Origin of the sequence: Planctomyces sp. SH-PL14 (genome assembly GCF_001610835.1) — a bacterium.
GTDB lineage: Bacteria > Planctomycetota > Planctomycetia > Planctomycetales > Planctomycetaceae > Planctomyces_A.
Genome location: NZ_CP011270.1, coordinates 4,218,986 through 4,242,937, shown reverse-complemented (window position 1 = coordinate 4,242,937; position 23,952 = coordinate 4,218,986). Strand labels below are relative to the sequence as shown.

General features: G+C 66.9%; 16 protein-coding genes. 11 read left to right on the top strand and 5 right to left on the bottom strand.

Going from position 1 to position 23,952, the window contains the following annotated elements; translation table 11 throughout:
* Nucleotides 1-3: 3 nt before the first annotated feature.
* Both VT03_RS16345 and VT03_RS16340 read right to left on the bottom strand, forming a co-directional pair.
* Nucleotides 4-585, bottom strand: coding sequence for a hypothetical protein (locus VT03_RS16345; protein ID WP_075093965.1), 582 nt, complete (start codon nucleotides 583-585; stop codon nucleotides 4-6).
* Nucleotides 578-2,467 (bottom strand): GTPase, encoded by a 1,890-nt coding sequence (locus VT03_RS16340; protein WP_075093964.1) that lies wholly within the window; start codon nucleotides 2,465-2,467, stop codon nucleotides 578-580. The genes VT03_RS16345 and VT03_RS16340 overlap by 8 nt, the downstream gene beginning before the upstream one ends.
* A 245-nt stretch (nucleotides 2,468-2,712) precedes the next feature.
* Between VT03_RS16340 and VT03_RS16335 the strand changes: the two genes are divergently transcribed.
* The 3 genes from VT03_RS16335 to VT03_RS16325 all read left to right on the top strand — a co-directional run bounded on the left by VT03_RS16335 (nucleotide 2,713) and on the right by VT03_RS16325 (nucleotide 5,552).
* Nucleotides 2,713-3,051, top strand: a complete 339-nt coding sequence (locus VT03_RS16335; RefSeq protein WP_075093963.1) for an FmdB family zinc ribbon protein — start codon at nucleotides 2,713-2,715, stop codon at nucleotides 3,049-3,051.
* 518 nt (nucleotides 3,052-3,569) lie between these two features.
* Nucleotides 3,570-4,514 carry a sugar phosphate isomerase/epimerase family protein gene (locus tag VT03_RS16330; protein WP_075093962.1) on the top strand — a complete coding sequence of 315 codons (945 nt, stop codon included), beginning with the start codon at nucleotides 3,570-3,572 and terminating at the stop codon, nucleotides 4,512-4,514.
* Nucleotides 4,515-4,658: 144 nt separating this feature from the next.
* On the top strand, nucleotides 4,659-5,552 hold the full coding sequence (locus VT03_RS16325; protein WP_231870458.1) for a deoxyribonuclease IV: 894 nt from the start codon (nucleotides 4,659-4,661) through the stop codon (nucleotides 5,550-5,552).
* 54 nt (nucleotides 5,553-5,606) lie between these two features.
* On the opposite strand, the gene VT03_RS16320 is transcribed toward VT03_RS16325, so the two are convergent.
* Both VT03_RS16320 and VT03_RS16315 read right to left on the bottom strand, forming a co-directional pair.
* Nucleotides 5,607-7,118, bottom strand: coding sequence for a hypothetical protein (locus VT03_RS16320; protein WP_075093961.1), 1,512 nt, complete (start codon nucleotides 7,116-7,118; stop codon nucleotides 5,607-5,609).
* Nucleotides 7,119-7,225: 107 nt separating this feature from the next.
* Entirely contained in the window at nucleotides 7,226-10,321 is a 3,096-nt protein-coding gene (locus tag VT03_RS16315; protein WP_075093960.1) for a hypothetical protein, read from the bottom strand.
* 544 nt (nucleotides 10,322-10,865) lie between these two features.
* Here VT03_RS16315 and hrpB point away from each other — a divergent pair.
* Together hrpB and murD are read left to right on the top strand one after the other, a co-directional pair.
* Nucleotides 10,866-13,403: an ATP-dependent helicase HrpB gene (gene hrpB, locus VT03_RS16310; protein ID WP_075093959.1), complete on the top strand. Its 2,538-nt coding sequence runs from the start codon at nucleotides 10,866-10,868 to the stop codon at nucleotides 13,401-13,403.
* Between the two features lie 65 nt (nucleotides 13,404-13,468).
* On the top strand, nucleotides 13,469-14,854 hold the full coding sequence (gene murD, locus VT03_RS16305) for a UDP-N-acetylmuramoyl-L-alanine--D-glutamate ligase (protein ID WP_075093958.1): 1,386 nt from the start codon (nucleotides 13,469-13,471) through the stop codon (nucleotides 14,852-14,854).
* A 52-nt stretch (nucleotides 14,855-14,906) separates the two neighbouring features.
* Here the strand turns inward: murD and VT03_RS16300 are convergent, their stop codons facing one another.
* The gene (locus tag VT03_RS16300; protein WP_156514547.1) at nucleotides 14,907-15,635 is read right to left on the bottom strand and encodes a hypothetical protein; all 729 of its coding nucleotides are present in this window, start codon (nucleotides 15,633-15,635) and stop codon (nucleotides 14,907-14,909) included.
* Between the two features lie 241 nt (nucleotides 15,636-15,876).
* Here VT03_RS16300 and VT03_RS16295 point away from each other — a divergent pair, with 241 nt between their 5' ends.
* The 6 genes from VT03_RS16295 to VT03_RS16270 all read left to right on the top strand — a co-directional run bounded on the left by VT03_RS16295 (nucleotide 15,877) and on the right by VT03_RS16270 (nucleotide 23,574).
* The gene (locus VT03_RS16295) at nucleotides 15,877-16,470 is read left to right on the top strand and encodes a thioredoxin family protein (RefSeq protein ID WP_075093956.1); all 594 of its coding nucleotides are present in this window, start codon (nucleotides 15,877-15,879) and stop codon (nucleotides 16,468-16,470) included.
* Nucleotides 16,471-16,644: 174 nt separating this feature from the next.
* Nucleotides 16,645-18,366: a SpoIIE family protein phosphatase gene (locus VT03_RS16290; RefSeq protein WP_075093955.1), complete on the top strand. Its 1,722-nt coding sequence runs from the start codon at nucleotides 16,645-16,647 to the stop codon at nucleotides 18,364-18,366.
* Nucleotides 18,366-20,372 carry an ATP-dependent DNA helicase gene (locus VT03_RS16285; RefSeq protein WP_075093954.1) on the top strand — a complete coding sequence of 669 codons (2,007 nt, stop codon included), beginning with the start codon at nucleotides 18,366-18,368 and terminating at the stop codon, nucleotides 20,370-20,372. The genes VT03_RS16290 and VT03_RS16285 overlap by 1 nt, the downstream gene beginning before the upstream one ends.
* 321 nt (nucleotides 20,373-20,693) lie before the next feature.
* A complete protein-coding gene (locus VT03_RS16280) occupies nucleotides 20,694-21,062 on the top strand; it encodes an acylphosphatase (RefSeq protein WP_197488972.1) in 369 nt (122 codons plus the stop codon).
* Between the two features lie 162 nt (nucleotides 21,063-21,224).
* On the top strand, nucleotides 21,225-22,232 hold the full coding sequence (locus tag VT03_RS16275) for a ThuA domain-containing protein (protein ID WP_082846265.1): 1,008 nt from the start codon (nucleotides 21,225-21,227) through the stop codon (nucleotides 22,230-22,232).
* A 151-nt stretch (nucleotides 22,233-22,383) separates the two neighbouring features.
* Nucleotides 22,384-23,574, top strand: a complete 1,191-nt coding sequence (locus tag VT03_RS16270) for a PP2C family protein-serine/threonine phosphatase (RefSeq protein WP_075093952.1) — start codon at nucleotides 22,384-22,386, stop codon at nucleotides 23,572-23,574.
* Nucleotides 23,575-23,952 lie beyond the last annotated feature (378 nt).

The window sequence follows — 23,952 nt, the reverse complement described above, 5'->3', positions numbered from 1 at the left end:
ACCTCAACTCTTTGTGCCGAACGCACCAACGGACAAGAACTCGCGACGCACCGCCTCCGACGTCAGGCAGCGGATCAACCAACCAAAGACGACTGCCACGCCGACGCCAAACAATCCCATCATCACGAAGGTCGCCAGCATCGAACCCCGCATCTCCGGGGGAACTTTCGTGTTCGGACTGCTGATCATCTCCAGCATCAGCCCGCACGACAGGACGATCCAGACGATCCCGCCCCACAGCACGAACAGGATCCCGATCCGTCCCCAGTTCCGGCGGCGGAGCAGGCCGATGGCCGAGCCGAGCAGGCCCGCGCTGACGAGGAACACTGCGAAAAAGTAGATCCGGATCGAGTTCTCGAAGAAGGCGAAGAACACCGACCGGACCTCGGCATCCGGAGCGGACGCCTGAGGCCGGTGAAAGGGGAGCGTCTGGATCAGGATGTTCTGCATGAAGGTGATGGCCGTCAGCAGTCCTCCCAGAACGATGAAAACCCAGGCCACGTTCGTCACGAAGGAAGACAGCGCGGGCAGCGGACCGCCTGCGGAGGAGGGCGACGGCGTCGGAAGAGGCGGGGCCTCATCCATCCGAGTTCCTCCGCAGGGCGACGAGCGCCTCCTCGGCGGCGCGAAACTCGGGCGACTGATCGATTGTCGCGGCGGCCATCAATTCTTCGTTAAGGGACCCGAGCAGGTTCTGCCGCAGCAGATCCGCCAGCCACTGCGCCCGGCGTTCCGTGAACGCGGTGTGGAGCCGGCGGAACCGCATCTCCAGAAACCCGACGCCGGTCGACGCCCCGCCGCTGATGACCGTCTCCCCCACCGCCGCCGCGACCGTTCCCCCCGCGACGTCTCCCGCGAGATGGAGCGCCCCCTGGAGAGCAGTGTCGGTCACGACCGGCGCGATGGCATGCCCCACCGGCCCGAACCCGGTGACAAACAGCGCCACGCTCGTCGCCGGACGCGCGGCGGCCGCCAGGACGTCGAGCCGCTTGAAGAGCTGGTAGTACTCGGGACTCTCCTCACGGAAGCCGCTCATCTGCTCCGTCACGAGGTGCTCGAGGATCTGGTCGAAGTCGACCGCCGCGTGCTGTCGGCGGATCAGGTCGATCAGCCCCGCCCGCGACGTCCCGGAGAGCAGAGCGTTGAGTCGCGGCTTCAGCAGGTCATTCCCCAGCTCGCTGATGAACGTCAGCTTGTCGAACACCTTCTGGACGACGTCGAGAATCGCCGACCACTCCCGGTCGCGATAGAGCTCCAGCGGCGGCCGGCTCTCGCCCTGGATCCGCTCGGCCACCTTCTTGAAGGGCCACGCCAGGCCGGTGCCGACGGTGTTGTAGAAGCCGTGGACCTTGGCGGACCACCCGGTCCGCTGTGCGGCCCACCACTTCCGCAGCTCGCCGATCAGGATGCTGGCCGGGATCGCCGGCCAGTGGTCGGTCGCCGCGAGCTGGTGTGCGGTCAGCAGCTCCGCCGCCCCGCGGAACTGCCCCGCCCGCTGCCGGACCTCGCGGAGATATCCCGGCGCTCCGGCCGACTCGTCGAGGAGATGGTTCAGCGACCCCCGGAGGGTCCGGACCTTGATCTCGGCGAACCGCAGGTTTGTCAGGTCCTCGAGGAGGTTACGCGGCGGACCGGGGTTGTACTGGTCCGGATCGGCCAGCCCGGAGGCGGACGCCCCTTCGGGGAGTGGCCAGGGGCGCTCATAGAAGGGGAGCCGGTTCTGTTCCGCCGCCCGGCGGTCGTTGGGGGCGATGTAGACGATCTCCGGCTTGACCTGCGTCTCCTGACAGAACGTCGCCAGCCACTTCGGCCACCACGGCTCGTCCTCGGGGAGCAGCACCTGATTGAGAACGATCAGGCACGCCTTGTCTTCGGCCGCCGCGTTGCGGAAGAACTCCTTCACGGCGGCGTCGTTGTATTTCTGCTGCGTCAGGACGGCGAGCAGGACATCCGCGGCGCGGCGGATGTTGTCCGCGCGGACCCAGTTGATCCTGGCGTCGCTGTCGACGTCGGGGGTGTCGAGCACCAGCAGATTCGGGGGGAGTTCGGGGCACTCCCGCCAGAAGAGCCAGTCGACCCCTTCTTCGACCAGGGGAGCCTCGGCCCCTTCCCAGGGCTTGAGGGTGAAGCCGGGAAAGACTTTCGAGAGGTCGTGCCGCTGGAGAAATCCGGCCGGGACGAGGCAGGTGGGGTGTTTGGTTCCCGAAGCGAGCGGGCTGACGGCGCTGGCCCGGAACCCGGCGACGTGGTTGAAGACGCAGCTCTTCCCGATGTTCGTCCCGCCGACCACGGCGACGACGAGGTAGGAGTCGTCCGTCAGTTGCGGCAGCAGTTTGCGTTCGAGGAGTTCGAACCACTCCCGTCCGGGGAGCGGGGGAACCTGGGCCACGGCGCTCCGCCGCTCCACGCCGCGCACGGCGTTGTGCAGGCGGCGGGTCCGCTCGGCGTATTCCGAAAGGGATGCCATAGTGGTGCGATTCTCCGAATCGCAAGGGAAAAAGGGGCGTGAACTCAACGTCAACCGGTGATCGAACGGATCAGAAAGAGTGATCGCCTCGCCCCGATTTTGCAAAGGGGGGCCTGCCGCGCGTCGTCCGCCCGCGGCAGTCCTCTCGGAAAACCGGCCCCCGATTGTTTGGCGTTCCGCCGGGGATAGAATGGAGGTCGAGCGAGCGGCGTGCGAAGGCCGCTCCCGCCCAGGGTGTCAGGTCCATGCCGATCTACGTTTACGAAGTCATCAACGAGGACGGCTCCGACGGGGAGCAGTTCGAGCTTATGCAGTCGATCAAGGCCCCTGCGCTGACGAAGCATCCGGAGACCGGCCAGCCGGTGCGGCGGGTGATCCAGCCGGCGTTCATCGGTGGGAGCTGGTCCGACAGCGCGATGAAGAAGAGCGCCAACGACAACAAGCGGCTGGGCGAGCTTGGCTTCACGAAGTACGTGAAGGCGGGGGACGGCGTGTACGAGAAGGCGGCGGGCAAGGGGCCGCAGACGATCAGCAAGGACCGGCCGATCCAGGCCAAGGACCTCAAGTCGAAGCGGAAAAAGTAGGCCGTCCCGCCGCTTCGGTGAAGATGGGGTGTCGAATCGCGCAGTCTCGACTTGGCGTTCTTGCCGGCACGGCTCTGCTCGCTCAAACCCATCGTGCGACGGCAGTTGGGGTCAAGGGGGTCTCACCCCCTTGCCGCCGGAGGCATTTTCGTCGCGGAACCGTGGTAAACAACGGGCATCCCCTTTGTGGTACCCGCTACGAGCACTCCTTCACACCACACCGCTGGCTTCGTGATTCCCGCGGGTTGGTGAGGGGGCATACGACACGGTGTCCGCGCTTAGACACTCACTCCTTCAGACATCTCTCGACGGCCAGGCCTCCGGCGGGCAAGAGGGCGTTGCCCCCTTGCATCCCCCACCAGGGGTACCCCCTGGACCCCGGTTTTGATCGTCCGCTCGCACACTCACCGAGCTCCCACCCTTCGCCAGCGGTTCATCCCACAGCCCGAGACCGGTACAGTGACATGACGGCCACGTCGCCATCCGCAACGTCCATCCTCGTCACCCGCCAAACACCCATGCCCGCCTCACCCTCCCCATTCGAATCCCCCCCCGTCTCCCGCCGCACCGCACTCGCGGCCCTGACCGCTTCCGCGGCCACCCTGATCGCCCCCGGCCTGCGAGCGGCTGAAATGCCCAAGCGGACCGGAAAACCGTTCTTCAAGCTCTCGCTCGCCGCCTACTCGTTCAACTCCCAGCTCCCGAAGAACTGGCCGAAGCCGGGGAAGACCGTCCCTAAGATGACGCTCCTCGATTTCATCGACTACTGCGCCGAGCAGGACCTCGATGCCGCCGAGCTGACGAGCTACTACTTCCCGGCCGAAGTGACACCGGAGTACCTCAACGAGGTCAAGGAGCGGTGCTTCCGGCTGGGACTCGACGTCTCCGGCACGGCCATCGGCAATGACTTCTGCAAGCCGGACGGCCCCGACCGCGAATTCGAAGTCGCCATGACGCGGAAGTGGATCGACTACGCCGCCCTCGTCGGCGCGCCGGTCATCCGGATCTTCGCCGGCAACGTTCCGAAGGGGGACACCGAGGAAGCAGCCCTCGACCGCTGCGTGGCGGGGATCGACGACGCCGTCGCCTACGCGGCGACCAAGGGCGTGATCCTGGCCCTCGAAAATCACGGCGGCATCACGGCGACTCCGGAGCAGCTCCTCAAGATTGTCGGGCGGGTGAAGTCCTCCCCATGGTTCGGCGTGAACTTCGACAGCGGAAACTTCCGGACCGCCGACCCCTACGGCGACTTGGAGAAGATCGCTCCCTTTGCCGTGAACGCCCAGGTGAAGGTCTCGATCGCCCCGAATGGCAAGCCGGAAAAGGCCGACATGGGCCGGATCGTCGAGATCCTCAAGAAGGCGGGCTACCGCGGCTACCTCGTCCTCGAATACGAGGAGAAGGAAGACCCGCGGGTCGAGATCCCGAAGTACCTCAAGCAGCTCCGTGAACTGATCGGCTGAGACGGTTGGCCGATAGCGTTTGGCCGTTGGCCAACAGCCGTCAGCGCCCGGCGAGGCGTTGACGGCTGAGCCGTTGTCTGGCTGGCCGGAACGCGGCCGCGCGGCGTATGGGGCGTCCCACCTTCTTCCGCTTGCAGGTTCCTCTTGAAAGCCATTCGTCCTCTCCTCGGCTCGCATCTCTCGATCTCCGGCGGCTACCACCGGGCCGCGGCGGCGGCGTCTGCCTATGGGATGGGGACGGTCCAGATCTTCACCAAGAACAACAACCAGTGGAAAGGAAAGCCGCTGACCGACGAGGAGTGCCGCCAGTTCCGGGCCGCGCTCAAGACGGGGGACCTGCACCTGCCGTGCGCCCACAACAGCTACCTCATCAACATCGCCAGCCCCAGCAGCGAGCTGTGGGACAAATCGGTCGATGCGATGACGGTCGAAGTCGAGCGGGCCGAAGCCCTGGGGCTCGTGGGCCTCGTGATGCACCCCGGCAGCCATCTCGACAGCGGCGAGGAGGTCGGACTCCAGAAGGTGGTCGAGGGTCTCGATGAGGTCCACCGCCGTACCAAAGGAGCGACGGTCAAGATTCTCGTCGAAGCGACGGCAGGCCAGGGCTCCAACCTCGGGCACCGCTTCGAGCACCTCGGCACGATCCTCAAGGAAGTTCAGGACTCGGACCGCCTCGGCATCTGTCTCGACACCTGCCACATCTTTGCTGCCGGCTATCCGCTCAAGACCCGCGGCGAATACGACGCGACGTTCCAGGAGTTCGACGACCGCGTCGGGATTGACCGCATAAGGGCCTTCCATCTCAACGACAGCAAGAAGGGTCTCGGAAGCCGCGTCGACCGGCACGAGCACATCGGCGAAGGAGAGATCGGCCTGGAACCGTTCCGCTGGCTCCTCAACGACCCCCGTTTCGCCGGCCTGCCGATGTTCCTTGAAACGAAAAAGGAGCAGCGCGACGGCGAAGAGATGGACGCGGTCAACCTCCGCCTCCTGACCTCGCTCTTCGAAGCTCCGGCAAAGCGGAAGCCGCCGCGCTGAGGCAGGGGCTTTCGCCCGTCGCCTTAAGACGACCGTGCGACCTCCGAGCCGGCCTCACTCGAGCGACTGCAGGTACTCTTTGAACTGCTGGTCCAGCGACGAATAGCTCTGGCCGGTGCGGACGTTAAGCGGGGTCACCTTCTCGCGGATCCTGCGGTCCGGGCTGTAGATCTCCCCCAGGTACTTGATGAACGCGTCGCGGTAGATGCCGTCCCGGTAGTGCAGGAAGAAGTGCGAGAGCGCCGTCGCCTGTGCGTAGTACACCTGGAGGTCGCTCTGCATGACGACCGGCTTCCCCCCCGCCGTCTGAAACGCCTGCTGGCCGAAGCTGACGAAGCGGCCGATCGGGACAAATTCCTGGGGATTCCGGGCGTGCCGCTGGGCGGCGACGATCCGGCGATGGAGCGGGAACCCGACCGTGTACTGGCCGTCCGATTTCAACCGGAACGACTCCATGTAGCACGCCAGTCCCTCGACGACCCAGAAGTCCCGTTCCTGGGCGATGGCGTACGTCTGCTTCGTGCTCTCGCTGAGGAGTTGATGCGTCACCTCGTGGAACAGCGTCTCGAGGTGCTCTTCGTCGCTGCGGGGATTGAAGAAGAAGTAGGCGGTCCGCTTCCGGGGGAGATAGATTCCGTTGCAGGCTTCGATATAGGGCTCGCTCCGCAGCCGCGTGACGAATTCGGTCCGGTCCGCGTAGTAGTGGACGTCGTGCTTCTCGACGGTCCCCGAGGCGACCGCCTTGCCGTCAAAGAGCTGCCGCATCTGCTGGGGCGAACTGAACAGCGTCGAGAACTCGCGGACGAAGTACCGGTGAAAGCCCTCCAGCGACCGGCTGAGCTCGACTCCCCGCTCCAGGCTGTGGTTTGTCTTCACACGGAAGTGCTCGGTCTCGATCTCCCAGGCCCCCTCGTCGAAGTCCTTTCGGAGCTCCTCTTCCTGCTCCTTCGTCATCCAGCGGTTCCGGTAGAACCGCAGCCCCTGCTCGTACTTGGTGACGTGGTCCTCGGGGAGCCAGCCGAACTCCTCGTGCCACACCAGTCCCCGCCGCTCCTGGGCCAGCGCGAACGGCGTGGACCACTTGCCTTCGCTCTTGACGAAGCCCAGCATCCGCCGGGCATTGAGGTGGTCGGGGTCGTGGAAGGCGACTTCCCGCACGAGGTGGAACGCCAGGTTGATGCTCCCGGCCTTCATCGCCTTCTGCGAGATCCCGAAGACGCGTGCGGCGTACTGCGATTCGAGCTCGTGCTGCCGCTGCTGGAGCGTGTCCCCCGGGTCAGGGACGCTGGCGCCGATCTCCTCGGGAAGGTCGTCAAGGTCGAGCGTCTGCCGGTCGATCCGCGCCGCCCGGGCCCGCAGGACGGCGGCCGCAGTCTTGAGTCCCTGCTGGTCGCACTCGGCGGCCAGGTCCTCCATCGACTTCTCGAAGCCCTGGTGGAGCTGGGTGTACTCCTCCAGGCAGATCTGCTCGTCGGTCTTGCGCGGAATCCCCTGGGCCGGCGCCGGCGCGGCGGCGGACAGCAGCATCAGGAGGAGCAGCAGGCTGCGGAGGGAGGACGCGGCCATTCGGTTCGCTTGCACGTCAGGGGAACGGGAACTCCAGATTCTATCCCGGGACCGGCCGTCGAGTCTTCAGCCGTCGGGCCGCCGACTTCGGCCATCCGGCCGGCGGACTACCGCACGGTCCCTGGCGGCGGCGTGTTGGCCGACCGCTTCTCGGCATCGGCCCGCGCGGTCTGGATCGACCGGTACCCTTCCAGATCGCGGATCAGGTCCCGCTCGATGATCTTCTTCCGCATCTCCCAGCCTTCCGCGGCCGGACCGACTTCCCGCGCGAGGGCGTCCAGGTCGTCGATGGCCGCTTCGGCGGCGGCGATGCTCCGGCTCAGGTCGACCGCTTCGAACTTCGACTTGTTGGTCCGGGCGAGTTGAGCCCGGATGATCCACCGCTCCCGCATGACCTCGAGGAGCGACTGCAGGGCGTCCCACCGCTGGAGCGGATCGGGAACGCTTTCCGGATGATCGTGAAGCGTCTGGACCGCCGAGACGACGTTGCGGACCGAGCGGTCCTGGCCGGTGCCGTAGTAGACGGCGTGCCGCCAGTGGTTAAAGGCCGCCTCGTGGGCCGGCTCGGCGCACTTGCCGTACAGGCGAGCCGCCTCTTCGTGGACGAACGGCGAGAGCAGCGGATCGAACGGCTCCGCGAAGGCGGCCATCTCGGAGACGAGGGCAATCGTCGGTTGCTCGGCGGACGCGGCCTTTCCGAGGGCGATCAGGTACTCCTTCCGCCGCGCGTCCTCCGCGTGCAGTCCATACTGCAGTCCTTCGTGCTGAACCTGGACGATCGCGGTCCGCGGCCGGTCCTTGAGGCGGTCCCGCAGCGACTTGCGATACTCCCAGAACTCATCCGGGTGCGCGCCGACGATCTTGCTGGCGAGCTGGATGTCCTCGAACCGCTTGCTGACGTCGAACAGCTCGGCGCTCTCTTTCTCGAAGCGGCGGATGGCGGTCGTGCTGCAGCTGGCGAGGGCCATCTTGACCGCGTTCCACTTCGCGCCCCAGCAGTAAACCTCCTGCGGAAGCGTCGTCACGAAGCGGGCGTTGGTCGCCGAATTGACCGGGGCGTCGTCGATGAACTCGTCGACCACGTCGGACGGGATGTACGAGAGTCCCATGACGACCGACCAGTCCCAGCCCATCCGGCCGAGGGTGTGGCGGACGTGCCCCTTGTCGAGCCGGCTCATGAGGTGCTCGTTGAGGACCACTGGCTCGGCGTTCGAGCACAGGAACAGGAGCTCGCCGGGGAGCGGTTCGACGATCGTGACGTGGGCGAAGGCGTTCCGCAGCGTCGCGGCGACTTCGCGGACCGGCCGGTCCGTCACATCGCCGTAGTTCATCCGCTGGCAGAACAGCCCCGTCTCGCCCAGAAGGGCCGCGACCGAGCGAAAGTGATCGCGGGTCCAGCGGGGGGCGGACCGCCACGGCATCGACTGCCCGTCCTGGGCGACGATGACGTCGTAGGTCCGGTCGTGCGTCGCCCGGGCGGCGAGGAACGGGTCGGCCGATTCCCACTGGACTCGTTCATCGCGGAAGATCGAGGTCTGGCAGTTCGGTTCGAGCTGCGTCTCGATGATCTGGCGGATTGCCGGATCCCGCTCGATGCAGCGGATGGAGAAGATCGGGAACTGCAGGGTCGTGGCGAGGCTTGCCGGGGAGTTCATCCCCAGGAACAGGATCGACTGCGGGTCGCGGTGGACGACGAGCGGCAGGACGGTCGCGACGACTTCCGGGGCGGACTGCGGAGCGATGTTCGTGTCGAGACAGACCATGCTCCGGGGGAGCCCGTTTTCGCGGAGCTGGACATACGCGTCCCGCTGCTTCCAGACGGTCCAGGTGCTGTCGCGGCTTTCAATCGTCGACAGGAGCCGCGTCGAATCGGCGTGGAGGAGGTTGTCGATCGGCTGGCCGTTGAGCCAGGCGGTGATGAACGGAGCGTTGAACAGGACGCGGGCCGCCACCGCCGGGGCGTACCGGTCGGTTGCCGCCGCCGACCAGACCGCGAGGACGCAGACGGCCGCCATCGGTCCCCAGGCGAGTCCCTGGCGGAGCAGCGCCGCGGCGGGGAACTCGTGCTCCGTCGGAGCGGGAGTGCGATAGGTGGCCACGAGGGCCGCGGCGGTGCCGCACAGTGCGGCCAGGACGAGACCGGCGGCGGGAGCCGACAGCGTCATGCCGATCAGGAAGGCGGCGAAGGCCACGGCCGCGGGAACGCTCGTTCGACGGGGGGCGACGGCTGCACACCCGGCCGCGATCGCGAGACCCGAGACGAACGGCAGGAGCGCGGCGACGAGCCCCCGCAGAATGAGGGCGGACCAGAGCCACGAAATCGTGGCGTTGATCGAGAGCGTCGCTTCCAGGAACTGCGGGAAGGCGACGACCGCCAGCGCGGCAGCGCTGCCCAGGATGAGGGCCGCCAGCCGGAGGGCCGAACGCGGCGTCCACCGGACGAGCGTCAGGCCAGCCGCGGCGCCGCAGCAGAGCCCCGCCCAGCGGGCCAGGACCCAGCAGGGGGCGTCGAGGAACATCTGGAACGACCACCGCCCGGAGACCGCCATCAGGACCGCACCGCCCGCCGCCAGCAGGCCGCCGAGCCAGAGCGGGTTCACGGAAACGGGAGCGTCCGTCGATTCCTGAACGGATTCCGTTTCCTCGATCCGCCGCAGGGCGATGCCGACGCCGCACAGGACGGCAGCCGTCAGGACCGCCACGTCGAGGCCGAGGAAGGCGACGAGCGTCGAGGGGAAAACGAACAGGCCCAGGCCGCAGCCCAGGAGCATCTGCGAGGTCCGTCGGGCATCGTGCGGCAGCGAAAGTCCGCCGAGGACCGCGGGGAGGAAGAGGGTCGCCAGTCCGGCTCCCGTCAGAAGTCCGAGCGACTTCGTGGTCGAAGCCCAGGTCTCCAGCGGAACGCCGGCGAGGCGGTGGGCGACGAACGGAATCCAGAACGGGGCGATGACGCTGAGGCCGGCGAGCCAGGCCCGCGGCATCCACTCCTGTTTCGGCTCGACGAACCGCCGCCGGAGCAGCAGTCCCGTTCCCAGCCCCAGCAGGCCGCAGGCGAGGCCGGCGAAGCGGCTTTCCCAGGAGGTCCCGAACTGGGCCGCAAAACCCCAGCTCCAGCCGCAGAGGAACAGCGCCAGCAGGGCGCCGAATGCGATGTCGGACGAACGGGCCACGAACCGCCGGAGGCGGGTCAGGAGTGATAACACGGAACACCATCCCTGGCGTTAAAGACAGGCCCCCGAAGACAGCGACGCCTTCGAAAACCCGCGTTTCCATCGGGGGAAGACCATCCGGCCCCCCGGAATTGCGTCGGTCTATAGGGAAAATGGCTAAACGAGAGCAAGATCAACTGCCGTGGGGCCCGTTCCGGGAGATCGCCAGATCTTCTTCCTCCGCGGCAATTTGCACTTTTCAACTTGCATTTCCCATTTTGCATTGGCTCCATCAACCCACACCGCTGGCTTCGCACTCCCAGCGGGTTGGTGAGGGGGCATACGGCACGGTGTCCGCGCTTGGACACACAAGGTTTCCAACGGTGTCCGACGAGACGGCCTCCGGCGGGCAGGGGGTGGCCCCTGCACGCCACCAGGGGTGCCCCTGGACCCGGTTCTTGGGCCGGTTAGGTCGGGGGACGCAGTAGCCAACATGACGCGGCCCGCGACCGGAAAACGACTGGAAAGTTCCCCTTGGAGATCTCCATCCGCTCGACAGCCCTCATCTCGCAAGAACCGGTCCGCTACTCTTCCCCCCATGTCGCCGGCTCTCGCCCGCCTCCCCATCGATGACGTCCTGCCGCAGATCGTTTCCACGCTCAAGGAGACGAACGCGATCGTCCTCCGCGCCCCGACCGGCGCGGGGAAGAGTACCCGCGTCCCTCCCGCCCTGCTCGACGCCGGACTGGCTCCGAAAGGGCGGATCGTCATGCTGGAACCGCGGCGGATCGCGGCCCGGGCGACCGCCCGCCGGATCGCCCAGGAGCGCGGCGTCCGCCTCGGCGGCGAGGTCGGCTATCAGGTCCGGTTCGACGAACAAGCCAGCCGGGATACGAAAATCCTCGTCGTGACCGAAGGGGTCCTGCTCCGCCGTCTGCAGGACGATCCGTTTCTGGAAGGGATCGATGCGGTTCTGTTCGACGAGTTCCACGAGCGGAGCCTCAACAGCGACCTGGCGCTGGCGATGGTCCGCCGCGTCCAGCAGGAAGTCCGGCCCGACCTGCGGATCGTCGTCATGTCCGCCACGATCGCCGCCCATCCGGTCGCGGCGTACCTCAACAACTGCCCCGTGATCGAGAGCGAGGGGCGGACCTATCCGGTCGAGATCCGCTACGCCCGCCGCTTCGACCGCGTGCCGCCGGAACAGATCGTCCTCACCGGCGTCACCGAGATCCTGCCGAAGACTCCCGGCGACCTCCTGGTCTTCCTGCCGGGAGCCCCGGAGATCCGCCGCGCCGCCCGGGAACTGGAACCGCTGGCCCGGCAGCACGACCTGGCGGTGATGCCGCTCTTCGGCGACCTCCCGCCCGAGGAACAGGACCGGGTGCTGCTGCCGTGCGAGCGGCGAAAGGTCGTGCTGGCGACGAACGTGGCCGAGACCTCGCTGACGATCGAGGGGATCACGGCGGTTGTCGACACCGGGCTGGCCAAGGTGATGCGGTTCGATCCGCAGATCGGCCTCGACCGCTTGGAGCTGTCGCCGATCTCGAAGGCCTCCGCCGACCAGCGGGCCGGCCGCGCGGGACGTACCCAGGCGGGAGTCTGCCTGCGGATGTGGGATGAGTCCGCCCACCGCGCCCGGCCGGATGCCGAAGATGCCGAGATCCGCCGGGTCGACCTCGCGGGACCGGTGCTGGAGCTGCACTGCTGGGGGGAGTCGAACGTCCTCGGCTTTCCGTGGTACGAGCCGCCGCGCGAGGCGGCGGTCCTGCAGGCCGAAAGCCTCCTTCGCAAGCTCGACGCTCTCGACGACGCAGGACAGGTGACGCCCCTCGGCCGCGGCATGGCCCGGCTGCCGCTCCACCCGCGGCTGGCCCGGATGGTCCTCGAAGGCCAGCGGCTCGGCGTGGGCTCGCGCGTCGCGCTCCTGGCGGCGATGCTCTCGGAGCGCGACCCGTTCTCGGGACGGGGGGGACCGGTGACCGCCGCCAGCCACCGCTCGCAGTCCGACGTCCTCGACCGGTTGTTCGCCATCGAAGAGTTCCTGCGAACCGGCCGCCGCGAATTTTCGTTCGGCCTGATCCACGGCGTCGCGATTCATTTCCTGACGCAGGCGGCCGACCAGATCCGGCGGAGCCTTCCCGCCCGATCCGGCGCGGAGACTCCGGTCTCTTCTGACGGCACCGGGGAACTTCTGCGGGCGCTGCTGGCGGGGTTCCCCGACCGGCTGGCCCGGCGGCGGGACACGAGCGGACCGCGGGGGCTGATGGTCGGCGGCAAGGGGGTCAAGCTCGGGCCGCAGTCAAATGTCTCGGGCGCGGAATTCTTTCTGTGCATCGACGTCGACGGCGGCTCGACGGACGCACTCGTCCGGCAGGCCTCAGCGGTCGAGCGGGAGTGGCTCACCGGCCCGTCGCTCGTGACGCGGGACGAGCTGTTCTTTCATCCCAGCCAGAAACAGGTCGTCGCCCGCCGCCGGACGCTGTGGGACGACTTGGTCCTCTCCGAAGCCCCCGCGCCGCTTCCCACGGGAGACGCGGCAGCGGAGCAGCTGTTCGAGAACGCCCGGACCGCCCTCGACGAGGTCTTCCCGAAGAACGACTCCGAGACGGAGAACTTTCTCCTGCGGGTCCGCTCGCTGGCGGAGTGGATGCCGGAGCTTGACCTCCCGCGGCTTGATCGGGAGGGCCTGGAGAAAGTCCTCCGCGACCTGTGCGACGGCCGGCGGAGCTTTGCGGAACTGCGGTCCGCGCCGTGGCTGGCGACGATGCAGGGTCAGTACAGCTACCCGCAGCGGCAGACGATCGATCGCGAAGCCCCGGAGAAGATCGAGGTCCCCAGCGGGAGCCAGATCCGGCTGCAGTACGAAGCGGCCCGCCCTCCGGTCCTGGCGGTCCGCATCCAGGAGGTGTTCGGCATGACCGAGACGCCGCGGATCGCGGGGGGCCGCGTCCGGGTCCTGATGCACCTCCTGGCCCCCAACATGCGGCCGCAGCAGGTGACGGACGACCTCAAGAGCTTCTGGGAGAACGCCTACGCCGAGGTCCGCAAGGAGCTCCGCCGCCGCTATCCGAAGCACCAGTGGCCGGAGGATCCCAAGGAGGGAGTGGCGAGGCGGAGGCCGGGGAAGCCATGAACGTGGCACACCAACCTGAGACGCGGCAACGCCCCTCTGACTGATCCCTGATACTTGTGACTTCCATGCCCCCCTCCCTCACCAACCGCCGCGTCACCCTGATGGGCCTGGGGGGCTTCGGCGGGGGCGTCGGCGCGGTTCAGTTCCTCCTGACGCGGGGGGCGCGGGTCAGCGTCACCGATCTCCGATCGAGGGAGGTCCTGCGGGAGTCGCTGGCGCAGTTCGATGAGTCGCGATTGGAACAGCTCGTCCTTGGGGCGCATCCAGAGTCGCTTTTCACCGAGGCGGACCTGATCGTCGTCAACCCGGCGGTCCGGCGGGACCATCCCCTCCTCCGGCTCGCCGAGAGCCGGGGCGTCGAGTTGACGAGCGAGATGAACCTGTTCTGGCAGCACCAGCGGGGGCGGGTCGTCGGCGTCACCGGGAGCAACGGGAAATCGACCACGACCGCGCTCATCCATCATCTGCTGACGGCGGCCGGCCGGAGGACGTGGCTGGGGGGGAACCTCGGCCGGAGCCTGCTTCCCGTCGTGGACGAGATCCGGCCGGGAGACGACGTGGTCCTGGAGCTGAGCAGCTTCATGCTGGCGGATCTCGACCGGCTCCGCGTGAGTCCGCACCTCTCGGTCGTCACCAGCTTCGCCCCGAATCATCTCGACTGGCATCCGGACCTCGACGACTACCGCCGCGCCAAGCAGACGATCCTCCGCTGGCAGGGGCCGGCGGACATCGCGGTCCTGAACGCGGACGATCCGGACGTCCGGTCCTGGCCGACCCACGGCCAGATCCGGTGGTTCGGCGAGTCCCCGCTATCGGGCGAGGGAGCCCGGGTTGTCGATCGGGCCGCGATGGCCGTCGAGGAGGGTCGCGCGGCGGAGTTCGACCTGAACGAACTATTCCCGCTCCCAGGCCGGCACAACCGCTGGAACGCGGCGGCGGCGATCGCGGCGGTCCGGGCGCTGGGGGTGGCCGACGAGGTCATCCGCGGTGCCCTGCCGACGTTCGTCGGGCTGCCACACCGTCTCCAGAAGGTGGCGGTCGTCGCCGGGCGGAGCTTCTACAACGACTCGCTGGCGACGACGCCCGAGTCGGCCCTGTGCGCGCTGGAGGCGTTCGACGCGCCAGTGATTCTGCTGGCGGGCGGGTACGACAAGAAGGTCGACCTCGAGGCGTTCGCCGACGGGCTGGCCCGGCGAGCGAAAGCGGTCGCCTTGATGGGGCAGACGGCGGCGACGCTGGAGCAGCACCTGCGGCAGCGCGGGGCGACTGTTCCGCGACATGTGGCCACGGATCTCGCGAACGCGTTCGCCTGGGCAGTCCGGCAATCGGCCCCGGGCGACGTGATCCTGCTCTCACCGGCGTGCGCCAGCTTCGACTGGTTCCGGAACTTCGCCGACCGGGGGGACCAGTTCACGGCGCTCGCCCGGTCGTGGACCGGCTCGGAGGGGTAAAGAGCCACAGATGAACACAGATCCACACGGATCGGAGACGGCGTCCGTCGTATCACTCATCGTCGTAACGGTCGTCTGACTCTTCCGTATCCGATTCAGCCGTGTCCCTGATCAGCCGCGTCCTCAAGGTCCAGAGCGTCATCGAGAGCGCGAGCACGAACAGTCCGCCGACCGCGAAGACGATTGTGACCAGGTGATCCCGCATCGCCGGGGGCAACGGCCGCAGGCCCCCGGTCGCCGCCAGGATCACGATGAGCAGAACGAAGCGATAGAACCAGCCGTAGAGCTTGCCGATCCGCTCGCCAAGGTCGTCGTTTCCAGACCAGCGGCAGATCTTCTCCAGCGCCCTCTCGTGACCGAGGGAGATCGCGAACTGGGCGACCTTGGACACGAAGGCGAGCTGGGGACTCTTCAGGCCGGCCATCACCAGGAGCGTCTGGACCGGAGCCAGGAGGATCGCCCAGCGGGCCGCCGTTTCCCAGCCGCTCCACGGGACCTGCGTTACCTGCCAGGTGGCCCATGCGAAGATCAGGATCGCGACGAACGTGCCCCCCGCCAGGGCCAGCGATCGGGTCTGGAGCGACGCGGCCTGGTCGCGAATCCGCTCGATCTCGTCATCCAGCCGCTGGGCTGCGGCGGCGTCTTTGCGGTCGATCGCCTCCTCCTGCTCCTTGAAGACGAGATCGAAGTCTCGCTTCCACACCTCGACTTCGGCGGAGAGAGACTGGCTGTAGGCGAAGATCGCAATGAACGCGAGGTAAAGCGTCGGAATCCAGAGCAAGCCGCGTTGCCACCCGCTGGGCATCATCCCCCCAAGTTTTCGCTGTCTTCGATGTCGGCCCCCGCGCCCGCACCGCCGCGGAATCGTATCAGGTCGATCCCGGAGGTCGCGGTATCAAATCGGGACACGGCAGGCCGCCCCTCCGCTTGCCCGGCGGGGTTTCAGCGAGGACACTGCCGCGAGAGGCGCCGCCGGATCGCGCTGATTCCGTCCCCCCCCGTGGATTGTGTGAGTATTCGTCATGGTCAAGACCGCCTCCACCATGCTGGCCCTGGGGAGCTCCCTTCCCAAGTTCGCACTCCCGAACGTCGACGGACGGATTGTCACCTCGGAGGATTCTCCGGAGGCGCCCGGGCTGCTCGTGGTCTTCATGTGCAACCACTGCCCGTTCGTGATTCATCTCCGGGAAGAACTGGCGAAGTTTGCCCGGGAGTATTCCGGGAAGGGGCTGGCAATCGTCGGGATCAGCTCGAACGACACCGCCGCCTACCCCCAGGACGGTCCGGAGGCGATGAAGACCGAGCACAAGACGGCCGGCTACGTCTTCCCGTACCTCTACGACGAGACGCAGGAGATCGCCAAGGCGTTCCAGGCCGCCTGCACGCCCGATTTCTTCCTGTTCGACAAGGGGCGCAAGCTCGTTTACCGCGGGCAGTTCGACGAGACCCGGCCGAAGGCGAACCAGACGCCGACCGGCCGCGATCTGCGGGCCGCCTGCGACGCTCTCCTGGCCGGAAAGCCGATCGTCGAGCCGCAGATGCCGAGCATCGGCTGCAACATCAAGTGGCGGGTGGGTTCCGAGCCCGCCTATTTCACCGGTCAGCCGGCGGTGTAGCCGGTGATGTCGAAAACCGGCGGATTTCTGCGGGGCGTGCGGCCCGCCAGGCAATGCTGACGGACGGCGCGTTGCGCCGGAGCCGGTCACGGGGGAACTCTCATTTCGTATTGCCGGTCCGTGCCGTAGAATGCCCGGGCATTCCTGCGGACGATCTGTCGCGAGAGGTGGGGCGTGGCTCAACTGCTGGTCGTCAAAGGTTCTGCCTCGGGGACGGTGCATCCCGTCTTCGGTGAGCGGACCGTGCTGGGCCGGCACCCGCAGTGCGACGTCGTTCTCGACAACGTGGCGGTGAGCCGCCAGCACGCCCAGATCCTGGAAGGACACGGCAACTACTACGTCGAGGACCTCCGCAGCCGGAACCGGACCTTCGTCAACGGCGTCGAGGTGGACGGCCGCGTGCAGCTCCGGCATGGCGACCAGCTCCGGATCTGCGACACGATCCTCAAGTTCGACGAGTTCCACGACGACACCCAGGCGGCCCCCACGGTCGAGACCAAGGCGATTGAGTCCGAGATCTCGCACCTGGCGACCCTGGACGAGAGCCGGATCTACTTCCTGCCGGAGCCGGCGGAGCCGCTGTTCGACTCCTCGTCGGTCCGCCGCAAGATCGCCCCCGGCCGCGGCGACGCGCAGCGGTCGATCGTGAACCCGGACGTCAAGCTGAAGGCGATCCTCGAGATCACCCGGGCCCTCGGGCGGGAGCTCGCCGTCGAGCAGGTCCTCCCCAAAGTCCTGACGACGCTGTTCAACATCTTTCCCCATGCCGACCAGGGGTTCGTGCTCCTGCAGGACCAGGACTCGGAGCGGCTCAAGGTCAAGGCGTCGCTCTCCCGCGGGCCGAACGTCTCGGAGGCGGTCGCGGTGAGCATGACGGTCGTCCGGCACGTCATGAAGACCGGGGAGTCGATCCTGAGCGAGAACGTGACCGCCGACTCCCGGTTCAACCGGAGCGTGGCGTTCAGCCGGATGCAGATCAAATCGATGATGTGCGTCCCCCTCGTGGACGAGGATGACAAGGCGATCGGCGTCATCCAGATCGTGACCCAGGATGCCGAGCGGGAGTTCAACGGCGACGACCTGGACCTCCTGGAGAGCCTCGCCTCGCAGGCGTCGCTGACGCTCCAGAACGCGCGGCTGCACGAGGAGGCGGTCGAGCGGCGGGCCCTGGAGCGGGACCTCGAGTTCGCCACGCAGGTCCAGATGGGCTTTCTGCCGAAGAGCCGCCCCAAGCTCGCGCCGTACACGTTCTGCGACTACTACGAGGCGGCCCAGGGGGTCGGCGGGGACTACTTCGACTACATCCTGCTTCCGGACGGCCGGCTGGCGGTCACGATCGGCGATGTCGCCGGGAAGGGGATGCCGGCCGCCCTCCTGATGGCCCGGCTCTATTCCGCGACCCGCTACCAGCTCCTGTCCTGCCCCCGTCCTGGGCAGGCGGTGTCGAACCTCAATGCCGACATCGCCTCCAGCGGACTCGGGCACCGGTTCATCACCTTCCTGACGGTGGTGATCGACCTCACACAGCACACCCTGACGATCGTGAACGCCGGGCACCTGACGCCGCTGCTGCGGAAGGCCAGCGGCGAAGTGCGGGCGATCGGCAAGGAGCAATCCGGTCTCCCGCTGGGGATCCTGGGGGACACCGTCTACAACGAGCTCACGGTCCCGATCGAAGCGGGGGACGTGATGGTGACCTTCACCGACGGGATCACCGAGGCGATGAACGACGCCGGGAAGATCTACGGCCGCCAGCGGCTGGAGGCAGTTCTCAAGGAGCCGCTGTCCCGCATCGACGACGTCATCAAGCGGATCGTCACGGATGTCGAGGAGTTTGATCCGCAGGGCAACTCGCGGGACGACATCTGTCTCGTCGGATTCGGCAGGTCGAGTTGATGGCGGACGGAGAAACCTCGATCCTGACCCCGGCCGACGTTCTCGGGCCGAAGGGTTTCATTGCGCGGCGGCTGACGAACTACGAGAGCCGGCCCGAGCAGATCGAAATGGCGGATGCCGTGGCGGCCGCGATCGCGGAGCAGCGGCATCTCGTCGTCGAGGCGGGGACCGGCGTCGGCAAGAGCTTCGCCTATCTCGTCCCAGCGATCCTGGCGGCGGGCCAGCAGCCTCCCGACCGGAAGCGGAAGAAGATCGTCGTCAGCACGCACACGATCAGCCTGCAGGAGCAGCTCATCGCGCGGGACATCCCGTTCCTGAACGCGGTCCTGCCGATCGAGTTCTCCGCGGTGCTGGTGAAGGGGCGGAGCAACTACGTCAGCCTGCGGCGGATGCAGGGGGCGACGGAGCGGTCGAGCGTCCTCTTCGAGAAGGAAGAGGAACTCATCCAGACGCGGGAGCTCCGCGCCTGGAGCCGGCAGACGACCGACGGGAGTCTCGCCGATCTCGACTTCCGCCCGCTCGGGACCGTGTGGGACGAGGTCCGGAGCGAGCACGGCAACTGCCTGGGGCGGCGGTGTCCGACCTACGACGACTGCTTCTACTACAAGGCCCGGCGGCGGGTCTGGAACGCCGACCTTCTCGTCGTGAACCACGCCCTGTTCTTCTCGGACCTCGCCCTCCGTCGCGAGGGGGCGAGCGTCCTGCCGGAGTACGACGTCGCGATCCTGGACGAGGCCCACACCCTCGAAGGGGTGGCGGGGGATCACCTGGGGGTCTCGGTGACGAGCGGGCAGGCGAACTACCTGTTCAACAAGCTCTACAACGACCGGACGCAGAAGGGGCTCCTGCTGGCCCACAACCTGGGGGACGCCCAGAAGCTGGTGATGCGGCTGCGGGCCCTGTTCACGGAGTTCTTCCACGACCTCACGGAGTGGAAGCAGGAGAACGCCGCGGCGAACGGACGGCTCCGGAAACCATGTCCGATTCCGGACATCATCTCGCCCGAGATGTACACGCTCTCGTCGATGATCCGGACCTACGCGGAGAACCAGGTCTCCCAAGAAGAGCAGAAGATCGAGCTCGTCGCCGCCGCGGACCGGATCGACGGTTTGGCGCTATCGCTGGCCGGCTGGATGGCGCAGCGGTTTGACGATTCCGCCTACTGGGTCGAGGAGACGCACGGGCGGATTCCTTCGGTTTCACTGTACTGCTCGCCGATTGAGGTCGGGCCGACGCTGCGGGACGAGCTGTTCGGGAAGATTCCGTCGGTGATCCTGGCGAGTGCGACGCTCTCGGTGGGGCGCGAGGACTTTTCGTTCTTCCGGACCCGCGTGGGGCTGACGAAGACCGACGAGGTGAAGCTCGGCAGTCCGTTCGACTACAAGAAGCAGGCGACGCTGATCCTGGCGGACCGGATGCCGGATCCGACGGAGCAGGCGCGGGCCTTTGAAGAGGCGTGTATCGAGCGGATCAAGCGATACATCCTCCACACCGACGGCCGGGCGTTCGTGCTGTTCACGAGCTACAAGATGCTCAAGGGGTGTGCCGACCGGCTGACGGGGTGGTGCGCCGAGCACAACTATCTGCTGCTGACGCAGGGGCAGGGACAGAACCGTTCGCTGATGCTGGACCGGTTTCGGCAGGATGGCCGGGCGGTCTTGTTCGGCACGGATACGTTCTGGCAGGGAGTGGATGTTCCCGGGGATGCGCTGCAGAACGTGATTATCACGAAGCTGCCGTTCAGTGTGCCGGATCATCCGCTGCTGGAGGCCCGGGTGGAGCGGATTCGCGAGCGGGGGGGGAACCCGTTCATGGAGTATCAGGTGCCGGAGGCGGCGATCAAGTTGCGGCAGGGGTTCGGGCGGTTGATTCGGAGTCGGACGGATACGGGAGTGGTGGCGATTCTGGATCCGCGGATGCGGACGAAGTATTACGGGCGGATTTTTCGGGAGAGTTTGCCGGATTGCCGGGTGGTCGTGGACGATGGCGTAGGGCCGCTGATCTGAGAACCACGCTTGCCGGCACGACTCCATAGCTCAAACCCAATGTGCCACGGCCGCTGGGGTCAAGGGGGTCTCACCCCCTTGCCGCCGGAGGCACTTCTGTGAGGACCCGCGGTAAGCAACGGACGACCGCTTTGTGGTACCGGCGTTGAGGACTCCACGCTCGCTGTGTATTCGAGGACGTGTTGGTGAGGGGCATCCGGCACGGTGTCCGCGCTCGGACACGGACTCCTTCAGGCATCTCTCGACGGCCAGGCCTCCGGCGGGCAAGAGGGCGTTGCCCCCTTGCATCCCCCACCAGGGTGCCCCTGGACCCGGTGAGGGGTGAACTTTCCTCGCTTCAACCCGGTCGCGATGATCGTGGAACCTCCCGCCTACCTCCCTGACTCCACGTCCCCCATGCCCACCTCCCCCCGCCTCACCCGCCGCATCTTCTACTCCGGCCGCGTCCAAGGCGTCGGCTTCCGAGCCACCGTCCAAGGCCTCGCCCGCCACATCCCCGGCGTCGCTGGCTACGTCCGCAACCTCCACGACGGCCGCGTCGAACTCGTCGCCCAAGGCTGCGAAGAAGACGTCGAAACCCTCCTCGATGACATCGCCCACCGCCTCCAGCGAAACATCCAGTCCGTCGACGTCACCGACGGAGTCGCCGTCGGTGAACTGAACGGCTTCGAAATCTGGCCCACCGCATAACCACCCCGGCCCGATCACCGTCCCTCGAACGCCCGCCGCATTCTTCGCGTGCACACTGTTGCGAATCGTCCGGGCACACCCGACAACAGTCACTGTGATTCGCCGTCACGAAACAGGGATCGCGGAAGGCCCTCGTGCCGCCTTCCGCCCGGGGAGCGTCTTATGCCGGGTCGTCGCGCGTGGTTGTTGAGTCTGCTGGGATGGACCGTCCTGAGCGCCGGTCTCGCCCAGGCCGACCAGGAATGGGTCGTCTACGAAGGGAAAGAAGGCCCCGGAAAAGGAAAACACATCGTCCTCGTCAGCGGCGACGACGAATACCGCTCGGAGGAAACCCTCCCCCAGCTCGGCAAAATGCTGGCGACGCACCACGGCTTCAAGTGCACGGTGCTGTTCCCGGTCGACCCCGCGACCGGCGAGATCAAACCGGACTACCAGAAGAACATTCCGGGACTCGAGGCGCTCGACACCGCCGACCTGATGATCCTCTGCACGCGGTTCCGCAACCTGCCCGACGCGCAGATGAAACACTTCGTCGACTACGTTGAGTCCGGCAAGCCGATCGTCGCCCTGCGGACCTCCACGCACGCCTTCAACCTCGACGGCCAGTCGAGCTATCAGGACTACAGCTGGAACAAGCCCGACGGCGGGTTCGGCCGCCGCGTCCTCGGTGAAACTTGGGTCGCCCACCACGGCGTCCACGGCAAGGAAAGCACTCGGGGTATCGCGGCTCCGGGAGAAGAAAACCATCCCATCGTCCGCGGCATCAAGGCGGGAGAGATCTGGGGGCCGACCGACGTCTACACCGTCAAGCTCCCCCTGCCGGGAGACTCGAAGCCGATCGTCCTGGGACAGGTCCTCGTCGGCATGAAGGCGGACGACGCTCCGCTCGAAGGGGCTAAGAACGATCCGATGATGCCGGTCGCCTGGACTAAGTCCTACACCGGCAAGTCCGGCAAGGCCTCGCGGATCTTCACGACCACCATGGGAGCTGCGACCGACTTCGAGAACACCGGTGTCCGCCGGATGCTGGTCAACGCGACCTACTGGGCCCTCGGAATGGAGGACCAGATCACGGACCGCCTCAACATCGACCTCGTCGGCGAGTTCAAGCCGACGAAGTTCGGCTTCGGTGGCTTCGTCAAGGGCGTCAAACCGGCCGACCACCGGTAGCCCCTTTCGACGGAACGAGCACTCCAGGCAGTCGCGAACGAACCAACCTCTTTCGCCCGGCCGCTTGCCGACGACCGCGGCACTTTTCTCGTGGAAGTAATCGGAAGGCCGGTCCCCTGCGCCACGCGGGGGGCGGCGACAAGGACATTTGATGCGAACCCTGGTGTTGTGGGATGACGCGGAGCAGATCGAACTGCTCCAGATGTACCTGAACGTCGATGAGGGAGTCGTCTCGACGACGCTCGATCCGGAGGCCTTCCTCGCCGCCGTCCGTTCCGAAGATCCGTGGGACGTCATCCTGATGACGACCACGCATCCCGATCCCGACCACGCCTTCCGGCTGTTCCAGGAGGTCGAAGAGCAGCGGCCGGGGACGCCGATCGTCGGGGCCTGCCACTCCGAGGGGGTCTACCGCATCGCTCAGTTCCTGACGGCGGGGCTGCGGTCCTACGTCATCCGCGATGTCCAGGGGGACTACCTGTTCCTGCTCCACGCCATGCTGGAAGGGGCGGTCCGACAGGTCTCAGCCGAGCGGGAGAAGCAGATCTCGCAGCAGCTCCGGCGGGAAATCGAATCGGTCCGCAAGCTCCAGGAATCGATCATCCCGCAGTCGATCAGCAGTCCGGACGGCTATCAGATCACCGCGCGGTACGAGTCGTCCCAGATTCGCGTCTTCGGCGGGCAGCCGGTGACGCTGGCCGGGGGGGACTACTACGACGCGTTCTCGCTCACCGGGGACAACATCGTCGTTCTGGTGGGGGACGCATCGGGCCACGGGATGAAGGCGTGCATGTCGATCATGACGATGCACACCCTGATCCGGATGATCCGCGAGAACGACTTCCGCGATCCGGCCCGGTTCGTGACGCTCGTCAACCGCCAGATCTTCAACCAGCGGATCGTCAACGAGGACGGCGGGTTCATCACGCTGCTGTACGGCGTGCTGGACATTGCGACCCACACGTTCAAGTGGTGTTCGGCGGGTCACCCGGTCCCGCTTCTGCAGGACCTGGAGACGGGCGCGGTCACGGCGGTCGGGACCGAGGAAGATCCCGGACTGCCGCTGGGGATCATGGACGAGGTCGAGTACGAGACCCGGACGCTCACCTTGCCGTCGCATTGCCGGCTGGCTCTGTTCTCGGACGGCCTGATCGAAGCCTTTGGTGACAGTGCGACGAATCAGTTCGGCAACCATGGCGTCTCGGGCTCGATGACGCGCACGCGCTCCCGGCCGCTCGACGAGTGCCTGGAGTGCCTGTTCCACGACTCCAATGCTTTCACGAAGGGGATTGGCCGTCACGACGACACGTCGATTCTGCTGGTGCAGCGTGACGCGCGGTAGGTGAGTTTTTCTCCAAGGCATAGCCCTAACCGGGTCCAGGGGCACCCTGGTCAGGGGGTGCAGGGGGGAGAATCCCCTTGCCCGCCGGAGGCCTGTCTCGTCGGGCACCGTCGGAAGGAGTGTGTGTCCAAACGCGGACAACGTGTCGAATGCCCCCACATCAACCCACGGAGAGTCCAGAGCGAACGGCGAGTCCTCAACGCCGGCTCCACAAAGCGGACGTCCGTCGCCGACCACGGTTCCTCATGGAAGCGCCTCCGGCGGCAAGGGGTCACCCCCTTGACCCCGGCTGCCGTCGCACATTGGGCTTGAGGTGGCATAGCTGTGCCGGCAACGACGGGGTTCACGCTGGCCCCGTGCGACAGGATGCGGCACACT

Coding starts and splice junctions, on each gene's coding strand:
- VT03_RS16270 (WP_075093952.1), top strand. CDS start 22,384: ATGCGAACCCTGGTGTTGTGGGATGACGCGGAGCAGATCGAACTGCTC.
- VT03_RS16320 (WP_075093961.1), bottom strand. CDS start 7,118: ATGGCCGCGTCCTCCCTCCGCAGCCTGCTGCTCCTCCTGATGCTGCTG.
- VT03_RS16295 (WP_075093956.1), top strand. CDS start 15,877: ATGGTCAAGACCGCCTCCACCATGCTGGCCCTGGGGAGCTCCCTTCCC.
- VT03_RS16335 (WP_075093963.1), top strand. CDS start 2,713: ATGCCGATCTACGTTTACGAAGTCATCAACGAGGACGGCTCCGACGGG.
- murD (WP_075093958.1), top strand. CDS start 13,469: ATGCCCCCCTCCCTCACCAACCGCCGCGTCACCCTGATGGGCCTGGGG.
- VT03_RS16345 (WP_075093965.1), bottom strand. CDS start 585: ATGGATGAGGCCCCGCCTCTTCCGACGCCGTCGCCCTCCTCCGCAGGC.
- hrpB (WP_075093959.1), top strand. CDS start 10,866: ATGTCGCCGGCTCTCGCCCGCCTCCCCATCGATGACGTCCTGCCGCAG.
- VT03_RS16340 (WP_075093964.1), bottom strand. CDS start 2,467: ATGGCATCCCTTTCGGAATACGCCGAGCGGACCCGCCGCCTGCACAAC.
- VT03_RS16285 (WP_075093954.1), top strand. CDS start 18,366: ATGGCGGACGGAGAAACCTCGATCCTGACCCCGGCCGACGTTCTCGGG.
- VT03_RS16330 (WP_075093962.1), top strand. CDS start 3,570: ATGCCCGCCTCACCCTCCCCATTCGAATCCCCCCCCGTCTCCCGCCGC.
- VT03_RS16275 (WP_082846265.1), top strand. CDS start 21,225: ATGCCGGGTCGTCGCGCGTGGTTGTTGAGTCTGCTGGGATGGACCGTC.